This is a genomic window from Sphingomonas sp. FUKUSWIS1 (assembly GCF_000733135.1).
Classification (GTDB): domain Bacteria; phylum Pseudomonadota; class Alphaproteobacteria; order Sphingomonadales; family Sphingomonadaceae; genus Sphingomonas; species Sphingomonas aerolata.
This window is the reverse complement of record NZ_JPJC01000094.1, coordinates 1-2,246: the sequence shown is the minus strand read 5'-3', so window position 1 is coordinate 2,246 and position 2,246 is coordinate 1. Positions and strand designations below refer to the sequence as shown.

The window sequence follows — 2,246 nt, the reverse complement described above, 5'->3', positions numbered from 1 at the left end:
ATCGCGCGCGTCCGCGCCGCCAAGAAGCCCGTGCTCGCCTATGCGACCGCCTATACCGACGGCAGCTACCGGCTGGCGGCCAATGCGAGCGAGGTCTGGGTCAATCCGCTGGGCGGCACGCTGTTCATGGGACCGGGCGGCAACCAGCTTTACTATAAGGGGCTGATCGACAAGCTGGGCATCACGACGCATGTCTACCGCGTCGGCCGCTACAAGTCGTTCGTCGAGCCCTATACGCGCACCGACCAGAGCGACGATGCGCGCGCGGCGAGCCAGGCGCTGTACGGTACGCTGTACGACCAGTGGCGCGAAGCGGTCGCCAAGGCCCGCCCCAAGGCGCAGATCGCGCAGTTCCTCGCGCGTCCCGACGCACTCGTGCTCGCCGCCAATGGCGACATCGCGACCGCGAACCTGCGCGCAGGGATCGTCGACAAGCTCGGCGACCGTACCGCGTTCGGCAAGCGCGTCGCCGCGATCGCGGGCGCCGATACGAGCAAGCCTGCGGGCAGTTTCAACACCATCACCTATGATTCCTGGGTCAAGGCCAATCCCCTGCCGACCGGCGGCGACGCGATCGGCGTACTGACCGTGGCGGGCGATATCGTCGACGGCGAAGGCGGCCCTGGCACCGCGGCGGGCAAGACGATCGAGAAGGCGATGCTCGACGGGCTCGCCAAGAAGAACCTCAAGGCGCTGGTCGTGCGCGTCGATTCGCCGGGCGGGTCGGTGCTCGCGTCCGAACGGATCCGGCTCGCGATCCTCGAGGCCAAGAAGAAGGGCCTGCCGGTGGTCGTGTCGATGGGCGGGCTCGCCGCGTCGGGCGGATACTGGGTGTCGACGCCCGCCGACGTGATCTTCGCCGAACCCGGCACGATCACCGGGTCGATCGGCATCTTCGGGATCATCCCGACGTTCGAAACCGCACTCGCCAAGATCGGCGTCACCACCGACGGCGTGAAGACGACGCCGCTGTCGGGGCAGCCCGACATCACCGCCGGCACGACGCCGATGTTCGACACGCTGATCCAGGCGGGGATCGAGAATGGCTATCGCCAGTTCATCGCGCGCGTCGCCGCGTCGCGCAAGCTGAGCCCGGCGCGGGTCGACGCGATCGGCCAGGGCCGGGTCTGGGACGGCGGCACCGCACGCCAGATCGGGCTGGTCGACCGGTTCGGCACGCTGAAGGACGCGATCGCCGAGGCCGCCCGCCGCGCCAAGCTCGATCCCGCCAAGATCCATGCCGAATATCTCGAAAAGCCACCGGGCGTGCTTGCCCAGCTCGCCGCCGGTTTCGACACGGGCGACGACGACACCACGACCGGCAGCGACGCGTTCGGCCGGATCGCGCTCGACCGCCGCCAGATGGTCGCGCGTGCGGTCGGCGACATGAAGCGGCTGGCGACGTCGGGCTCGATCCAGGCACGCTGCCTCGAATGCGGCGGCATCGGCCCGAGTGCCGGCGATGGCGGCGACGCGCGGCTGCTCGACCTGCTGCTCGCGCGGATCGGCCTGTAATGCCGGGCGCGTCGCCCGCGATCGGGACGGCCGGGGCCATCACGATCCGGGCGGCGCGGCCCGAGGACGCCGCCGCGATCGCCGCGATCTATGCGCCGCACGTGCTGGTGGGGACGGTCTCGTTCGAGACGGACGCGCCCGACGCGCGGCAGATGCGGACGCGGATGGCGGCGTCGGACGGGCTCTATCCCTGGCTGGTCGCGACGGTGGGGGATGCGGGCGGGGTGATCGCGTTCGGCTATGCCGGACGGTTCCGCGAGCGCGCCGCCTATCGCTTCGTCGTCGAGACCACAGTCTATGTCGCGGATGCGGCGCAGCGCCAGGGTGCGGGGCGGCTGTTGTACGAGGCGTTGATCGACACGCTGCGCGCGCAAGGCTTCACCCAGGCGATCGGGGTGATCGCGCTGCCCAATGACGGGTCGATCCGGCTGCACGAATCGGTCGGGTTCCGCCGCGCGGGCGTCTACCGCGCGGTCGGGTACAAGAACGGCCAGTGGATCGATGTCGGCCATTGGCAATGCGCGCTGAACGACGCGGCGGTGCCACCGGTCGAGCCGCGCCGCTTTGCCGAGGTCGGCGTCGTGCGGGGCTGACTGCGGACTAGCGGCGCGCGCGATAGGCGGGCAGCGCGAGGTGGAAGCGGATCGCGGCGGCGCGCAGGCTGAACCCCGCGCTCGCCGCGACGACCGCGGACCAGCCGATCGGCACGCCCAGCAGTACGAGGCCGACAT

At 70.6% G+C, this 2,246-nt stretch carries 2 protein-coding genes; both read left to right on the top strand.

Annotated features, from left to right (window positions below):
* On the top strand, window positions 1-1,515 hold a 1,515-nt coding region (gene sppA, locus sphsw_RS06905; RefSeq protein WP_042466733.1), incomplete at its 5' end, for a signal peptide peptidase SppA.
* Window positions 1,515-2,108: a GNAT family N-acetyltransferase gene (locus sphsw_RS06900; protein WP_042466732.1), complete on the top strand. Its 594-nt coding sequence runs from the start codon at window positions 1,515-1,517 to the stop codon at window positions 2,106-2,108. The genes sppA and sphsw_RS06900, both read left to right, overlap by 1 nt.
* The last annotated feature ends 138 nt before the right edge of the window (window positions 2,109-2,246 follow it).